This is a genomic window from Microbacterium sp. (assembly GCF_051953575.1).
Taxonomy (GTDB): domain Bacteria; phylum Actinomycetota; class Actinomycetes; order Actinomycetales; family Microbacteriaceae; genus Microbacterium.
Genome location: NZ_JBQCIP010000016.1, coordinates 1 through 7,270, shown reverse-complemented (window position 1 = coordinate 7,270; position 7,270 = coordinate 1). Strand labels below are relative to the sequence as shown.

The following is a 7,270-nucleotide window of genomic DNA, read 5'->3' as shown; positions in this document are numbered from 1 at the left end:
GCCCTAGACTGGCGGGAGTCCTGTTCGTGATCGGAAAGGTGCACCGTGCCTTCGAAACGCCGTATCCGCTGGGCCGTTCTCCCCATCGGGGTCGCGACGGCTGCACTCCTCGCCGGATGCACCCCGACCGAGCTGCACGGCTTCCTCCCCGGGTTCACCGAAGACGGCCAAGCGGCCACCAACCACACCGACATGGTGGCGGGCCTGTGGGTGAACTCGTGGATCGTCCTGCTGGTCGTCGGCGTGATCACCTGGGGCCTGATGGGCTGGGCCGCGATCGCGTACCGCCGTCGCAAGGGCCAGACCGGTCTGCCGGTTCAGCTGCGCTACAACATGCCGATCGAGATCTTCTACACGATCGTGCCGCTGATCCTCGTGGTCGGCTTCTTCGCATTCACGGCGCGCGACCAGACGATCCTCGAGACGCAGTACGACGACCCGGATGTCTCGATCACCGCGATCGGCAAGCAGTGGGCGTGGGACTTCCAGTACGACGGCGCCACCGACGACGAGACCGTGTGGTCGATGGGCGTCCAGGCGCAGACCGACGCGCAGGGCAACATCATCAACGACCTGCCGACGCTCTACCTGCCGGTCGACAAGCAGGTGAAGATCAAGCTCACCTCGCGCGACGTCATCCACTCGTTCTGGATCATCGACTTCCTCTACAAGAAGGACATGTACATCGGCAAGGACAACTTCTGGTCCTTCACGCCGACCCGCGAGGGCACGTACGCCGGAAAGTGCGCTGAGCTCTGCGGCGACTACCACTCGATGATGCTGTTCAACGTCAAGGTCGTGAGTGACGCGGAGTACGAGGACTACCTCGACTCGCTGCGCGACGCCGGCCAGACGGGCGACATCAACGACGCATACGACCGACTGCAGAACCTGCCCGGCACGGGCGATTCCCTCAATGAGAACGTGGAAGAGGTGGACCACTGATGGCGACGACACTCCCTCTCCAGGAGACGTCCCAGGGGCGTCCGACGACCCTGCCGCCGCGGCAGGCGGCCCTGCTCAGCGCAACACGCGTCGAGCAGAAGGGCAACATCATCGTCAAGTGGATCACCTCCACCGACCACAAGACGATCGGCTACATGTACCTGATCGCGTCCGTGATCTTCTTCCTCCTCGGAGGAGTCATGGCGCTCATCATCCGTGCTGAGCTCTTCGAGCCCGGCATGCAGATCGTGCCCACCAAAGAGCAGTACAACCAGCTCTTCACGATGCACGGCACGATCATGCTGCTCATGTTCGCGACGCCGCTGTTCGCGGGCTTCGCGAACGCGATCCTGCCGCTGCAGATCGGTGCGCCCGACGTCGCCTTCCCGCGTCTGAACGCCTTCGCGTTCTGGCTGTTCCTGTTCGGCTCGACGATCGCCGTCGCCGGCTTCCTCACCCCGCAGGGCGCGGCAGCGTTCGGCTGGTTCGCGTACCAGCCGCTCGCGAACGCGTCGTTCTCGCCGGGTGCCGGCGGAAACCTGTGGATGCTCGGACTCGGCATGAGCGGTTTCGGAACGATCCTCGGCGCCGTGAACTTCATCACGACGATCATCACGATGCGTGCCCCCGGCATGACCATGTGGCGCATGCCGATCTTCTCGTGGAACACGCTCATCACGAGCATCCTGATCCTGATGGCGTTCCCGGTGCTGGCCGCGGCCATCCTGGCCGCTGCCGCCGACCGCGTGCTCGGCGCCCACATCTACGACCCGGCCAACGGCGGCGTCCTGCTGTGGCAGCACCTGTTCTGGTTCTTCGGGCACCCTGAGGTCTACATCATCGCGCTGCCGTTCTTCGGCATCGTCTCGGAGATCTTCCCGGTGTTCAGCCGCAAGCCGATCTTCGGCTACAAGACCCTCGTCTACGCGACCATCGCCATCGCCGCCCTCTCGGTGGCGGTGTGGGCTCACCACATGTACGTGACCGGCGCGGTCCTGCTGCCGTTCTTCGCGCTCATGACGATGCTCATCGCCGTTCCGACCGGTGTGAAGATCTTCAACTGGATCGGCACGCTGTGGCGAGGCTCCGTGACGTTCGAGACGCCGATGGTGTTCGCGCTCGGCTTCCTGGTGTCGTTCGTCTTCGGTGGTCTGACCGGTGTCATCCTGGTCTCCCCGCCGCTCGACTTCGCGCTGTCGGACTCGTACTTCGTCGTCGCCCACTTCCACTACGTCGTGTTCGGCACCGTCGTCTTCGCGATGTTCGCCGGCTTCTACTTCTGGTGGCCGAAGTGGACCGGCCGGATGCTCAACGAGCGCCTCGGCTATGTGCACTTCTGGATGCTGTTCATCGGCTTCCACATGACGTTCCTCATCCAGCACTGGCTGGGCGTCGACGGCATGGTCCGCCGCTACGCCGACTACTCGGAGGCGGACGGCTGGACGTGGCAGAACCAGGTCTCGACCATCGGCGCCTTCATCCTCGGCGCGTCGATGATCCCGTTCCTCTTCAACGTGTGGATCACCGCGCGCAAGGCACCCAAGGTCACGGTCAACGACCCGTGGGGCTACGGTGCGTCACTCGAGTGGGCGACGTCCTGCCCCCCGCCGCGCCACAACTTCACGTCGATTCCGCGCATCCGCAGCGAGCGGCCCGCGTTCGACCTGAACCACCCGGAGGCCGCCGAGGCGCCGGTTCTCGTCGGGGCCGAGGGAGAGGTCAAGTAAGTGCGCACCAACACCGGACTCTGGTGGCTGCTGTCGGCCTTCTTCCTGTTCGTCGCCGCTGTCTACACGGCGTGGAACATCATCGCCCACGCTTCGGCGACCGTCCCGTGGTACCACGCCATCGAGTGGGTCGGCAGTGTGGCGCTGCTGTTCACCGCCTTCATGGGCGCGCTGATCGCGTTCTACATCGGGCGCGTGCACAAGGCGCAGGGCGGCGAGCTGCCCGAAGACATCCTGACCTCCGACATCGACGACGGGGACCCCGAGCTGGGCGAGTTCAGCCCCTGGTCGTGGTGGCCGCTCGTCCTCGCCTTCTCGGCAGCGCTCGGCATGATCGGCCTTGCGGTCGGTGCCTGGCTCATGCCGATCGGCATCGGCGTGTTCGTGGTCGCCATCGTCGGCTGGGTGTACGAGTACTACCGCGGCTACTTCGCCCGCTGATCGGCGCCGAGCCGAGCTGCATGGCCTACCGCTGCACGAGCGCGGGGACCCGTCTGTGACGGGACCCCGCGCTCGTCTGCATGCGGCGGCGCATTCCGACGTCGGCCCGCACCGGACTGTCAATCAGGATGCCGCCTTCACGGCACCGTGGGGTGCGGGTGTCGCGGACGGGGTCGGGGGAGGGCCGGCGGGCGACCTCGCTTCTGCCGCTCTCGTGCATGCGATCGCCGCGAGCCGACCCGACGGCGTCGAGGCCGAGCATTTGCAGACGATCGTGCGCCTGGCCAACTGGGACCTGGGCGCCCACGTCAAGCGCGATCCGTCCCTGAGCGGCATGGCGACGACGTTCACCGGCCTGTTCCTCTCGGACCACGACGACCTGCTGCTGGCGCACACCGGCGACTCACGGGCGTACCGCCTGCGAGACGGCGTGCTGGAGCAGCAGAGCCGCGATGACTCGCTCGTCCAGGCTCTCGTCGACCAGGGGATCGTGTCGATCGAGGATGCCGCCGCGCACCCGCGTCGCAACGTCATCACCGCGTCGCTGAGCGGCGGGGACCGGGATGCTGCGAACGTCGTCGTGAAGGAGGCCGTCGTGGGCGACCGGTGGCTGCTCTGCAGCGACGGGCTCACCGACTACGTGCCCGTGGAGGACATCCGCGCTCGGTTGCGGGAGCATGCCGACCCCGCTGCGGCCGCTGCGGCCTGCGTCGCCCTGGCACTCGAGGCCGGGACGAGGGACAACGTCACAGCGGTGGTCTGCGACGTCGTCGCCGCGACCTCGTCCGGCCGCGGACGCCCGCAGGCGTCGTTCTACGGCGCCGCCGCCGAACGGTTCATGGAAGAGCTGGACTCGGCCTGATCGGTGCGTGAAGCGCGCTCAGCCGGCCACGGGAGTGCGTACGACCATCACCTGTGCGTCGAACACGCGGGGGAGCGGACCCTCGTCGTTCACGGTCGGCTGGCCCTCGCGGACCCAGTACTCGTAGCCGCCGATCATCTCACGCACGGAGTAACCCAGCTTCGCGAACTCGACGGCGCCCTTGGCGCCGGCGTTGCAGCCCGGGCTCCAGCAGTAGACGACCACCGGAGTGCCCGCGGGGATCTCCTGCGGTGCCCGCTCGGCGATGTCGCGGTAGGGGATGTGCACAGCGCCCTGGACGCGTCCCTGGGCCCATGCCTCGTCGCCGCGCACGTCGACGAGGACGAAGTCCTCACCCGCCTTCTGTGCGGCGTACACGTCGGAGGCGTCGGTCTCGAGGGCGAGCTTCGTGGAGAAGTAGGTGAGGGCGTCAGTCATGGGTCCAGGTTAGGACTGTGACGAGCCTGCGCCGGACCAGAACGGTGACAGAGTCCGCCGGATTCCTGCCGACCTGGCGCGACATCCTTCGCGGCGGTGGCTCACAGATGACGGATGCCCCGGCACGACCTGAGCGGTCGTGCCGGGGCATCCGTCTGAGAAGCGGTGCGACCCTACTGGTCGGAGTCCTTCTCGCGGTTCTTCGGCGACTTCGAGCCCGGCTCGGGCTCGGGGATGATCACGTTCGAGGGGCGGACAGGCACCTCGCTGTTGTGACCGTCGTCGATCGGCTTGTGCGGGGCGTCGGGGACACCGGCGCGCTCGTGAGCTCCCTGGATCTCGAGTTCCTCCTCGGCCGCCAGGTGGTCGAGGTCGTGGTGCTGGTGTGCCAGCGCCGCATCGAGCTCGGACTGGGTGACGGGAGTGAGGCGGTCCTCGAAGAACCAACGCGAGATCGACGCGCGGAAGTTCTCGTGCCACGGGATGCGGCCCTTGGCGTTCGGACGCACGACGAGCGGCTCGTAGGTGTCGAAGTCGGCCAGCTTGAAGCGCTCGTACTCGTCGACCGGCTGGTGGACCTCGATGTACTCGCCGCCGGGGAGGCGGACGATGCGACCGGACTCGTAGCCGTGCAGCGCGATCTCACGGTCCTTCTTCTGCAGCGCGATGCAGATGCGCTTCGTCACGGAGTAGGCGACGATCGGGCCCAGGATCAGCAGCGCCTGGAGCGTGTGGATGACACCCTCCATCGTCAGCCAGAAGTGGGTCGCGATGATGTCGGACGACGCCGCCGCCCACATGACCGCGTACATCGTCACACCCGCAGCGCCGATCGCGGTGCGCGTGGCTGCGTTGCGCGGACGCTGGGCGATGTGGTGCTCGCGCTTGTCGCCCGTGACCCACGCCTCGATGAACGGGTAGATCAGCACCAGGATGATGAAGATGCCGATGACACCGAGCGGGACCAGGATGTTGAACGACCAGGTGCGGTTGAGGAACACGACCTCCCACCCCGGCGGGATGAGACGCAGCATGCCGTCGGCGAAGCCGATGTACCAGTCGGGCTGCGTGCCGGCCGACACGGGGGACGGGTCGTACGGGCCGTAGTTCCAGATCGGGTTGATCGTGAACAGCGAGGCGATGAGCACGATGACGCCGAAGGTGATGAACAGGAAGCCGCCCATCTTCGACATGTACACCGGCATCATCGGGTAGCCCACGACGACGCTGTTGGTGCGGCCGGCGCCGGCGAACTGCGTGTGCTTGTTGATCACCATCAGCATGAGGTGGACGACGAGCAGTCCGACGAGGATCGCCGGCAGTAGCAGGATGTGCAGCGTGTAGAGGCGGCCGACGATCGCGGTGCCTGGGAACTCGCCGCCGAACAGCAGGAACGAGGTCCAGGTGCCGATCAGCGGGATGCCCTTGACCATGCCGTCGATGATGCGGAGGCCGTTGCCCGAGAGCACGTCGTCGGGGAGCGAGTAGCCGGTGAAGCCCTCGGCCATCGCGAGGATGAACAGGATGAAGCCGATCACCCAGTTGAGCTCGCGCGGCTTGCGGAACGCGCCAGTGAAGAACACGCGGAGCATGTGGACGCCGATGCCGGCGACGAACACGAGCGCGGCCCAGTGGTGCATCTGACGGACGAGAAGACCGCCGCGGATGTCGAACGAGATGTTGAGCGTCGACGACATGGCCGCCGACATCTCGATGCCGCGCATCGGCAGGAATGCGCCGTTGTAGTGGGTCTCGACCATCGACGCCTGGAAGAAGAACGTGAGGAACGTTCCCGACAGGAGGACGACGACGAACGCCCACAGGGCGATCTCGCCGAGCATGAACGACCAGTGATCGGGGAAGATCTTGCGGCCGAGCTCCTTGACGAAGCCCGACAGGCTCGTGCGCTCGTCGATGTAGTTCGCGGTGGCGCCGATGAAGCGCCCGCCGAGGGGCTTGTCGCGCCCGGTCGTCGACGCGGGTGCCACGGGCGCCTCAGGCTGCTCGGTGACGGTTGCGGTACTCAATGACGCTCCCAGAAGCTCGGGCCGACAGGCTCGGTGAAGTCGCTGCGCGCGACGAGGTAGCCCTCAGCGTCGACGGTGATGGGCAGCTGCGGCAGCGGGCGGGCCGCCGGGCCGAAGATGACCTCGGCACCGCGCGACACGTCGAACTGCGACTGGTGGCAGGGGCAGAGGAGGTGGTGGGTCTGCTGCTCGTACAGCGCCACGGGGCAGCCGACGTGCGTGCAGACCTTCGAGTAGGCGACGATGCCGTCGTAGGACCAGTCCTTGCGGTCCTCCTCCTCGTGCAGCTGCTCGGGAAGCAGGCGCATGAGGAGCACGATGGCCTTGGCCTTCTCCTCGAGGTAGCCGTCGTGGTGGCTGAGGTCGACGAGAGAGGCCGGGATGACGTGCACGGCGGAGCCGAGCGTCAGGTCGGCGGCGCGCACGGGCTCGCCGCTGGGGTCGTGCGCGAGGCGCTCGCCCTCCTTCCACATCGTGTGGCTGAGGAGCGCGACGGGGTCGCCGGCGATCGGGTTCTCTTCGCTGTTCTGCGGCGCGAGTCCGCGGAACAGCGTGATGCCGGGCACGATCGAGGCGACGAGGGCGGCGATGAGCGATCCGCGGATGGCGGTGCGTCGTCCGAAGCCGGACTCCTCGTTCGCGTCGCGGAAGACCTGCACCGCGGCATCGCGCGTCGTGTCGCGACCGCGGGTCGCGTGACGCGGCTCGATGTACTCCTTGTCGGACATGATCGCCTTGGACCAGTGGATCGCGCCGAGACCGATCGCGAGCAGGGCCAGGCCGATGCCGAGACCGATGAAGAGGTTGTTGTGGCGGATGTCGATGATCCG

General features: G+C 66.8%; 7 protein-coding genes. 4 read left to right on the top strand and 3 right to left on the bottom strand.

Annotated elements, in window-relative coordinates; translation table 11 throughout:
- Positions 1 to 45: 45 nt before the first annotated feature.
- From ctaC to ACTHNQ_RS01055, 4 genes are read left to right on the top strand one after another with little or no spacing between them, the layout of a single operon-like run.
- On the top strand, positions 46 to 945 hold the full coding sequence (gene ctaC / locus ACTHNQ_RS01070; RefSeq protein ID WP_440330596.1) for an aa3-type cytochrome oxidase subunit II: 900 nt from the start codon (positions 46 to 48) through the stop codon (positions 943 to 945).
- Positions 945 to 2,672 (top strand): aa3-type cytochrome oxidase subunit I, encoded by a 1,728-nt coding sequence (gene ctaD / locus ACTHNQ_RS01065; protein ID WP_440330595.1) that lies wholly within the window; start codon positions 945 to 947, stop codon positions 2,670 to 2,672. The genes ctaC and ctaD overlap by 1 nt, the downstream gene beginning before the upstream one ends.
- A complete protein-coding gene (locus ACTHNQ_RS01060) occupies positions 2,673 to 3,113 on the top strand; it encodes a cytochrome c oxidase subunit 4 (protein WP_440330594.1) in 441 nt (146 codons plus the stop codon).
- 55 nt (positions 3,114 to 3,168) lie between these two features.
- Positions 3,169 to 3,975, top strand: a complete 807-nt coding sequence (locus ACTHNQ_RS01055) for a PP2C family protein-serine/threonine phosphatase (protein WP_440330593.1) — start codon at positions 3,169 to 3,171, stop codon at positions 3,973 to 3,975.
- Between the two features lie 18 nt (positions 3,976 to 3,993).
- Here ACTHNQ_RS01055 and ACTHNQ_RS01050 read toward each other — a convergent pair whose 3' ends face one another.
- From ACTHNQ_RS01050 to qcrA, 3 genes are all read right to left on the bottom strand, one after another.
- Entirely contained in the window at positions 3,994 to 4,413 is a 420-nt protein-coding gene (locus ACTHNQ_RS01050; protein WP_440330592.1) for a rhodanese-like domain-containing protein, read from the bottom strand.
- A gap of 173 nt (positions 4,414 to 4,586) precedes the next feature.
- Complete coding sequence (gene qcrB, locus ACTHNQ_RS01045; RefSeq protein WP_440330591.1) at positions 4,587 to 6,440, bottom strand: cytochrome bc1 complex cytochrome b subunit; 1,854 nt, start codon at positions 6,438 to 6,440, stop codon at positions 4,587 to 4,589.
- The coding region (qcrA, locus tag ACTHNQ_RS01040; RefSeq protein ID WP_440330590.1) for a cytochrome bc1 complex Rieske iron-sulfur subunit at positions 6,437 to 7,270 on the bottom strand (834 nt) is incomplete at its 5' end. The genes qcrB and qcrA, both read right to left, overlap by 4 nt.

What these genes read in the sequence shown, in the direction of transcription:
- ctaD (WP_440330595.1), top strand. Translation starts at nt 945, where the DNA reads ATGGCGACGACACTCCCTCTCCAGGAGACGTCCCAGGGGCGTCCGACG.
- ACTHNQ_RS01050 (WP_440330592.1), bottom strand. Translation starts at nt 4,413, where the DNA reads ATGACTGACGCCCTCACCTACTTCTCCACGAAGCTCGCCCTCGAGACC.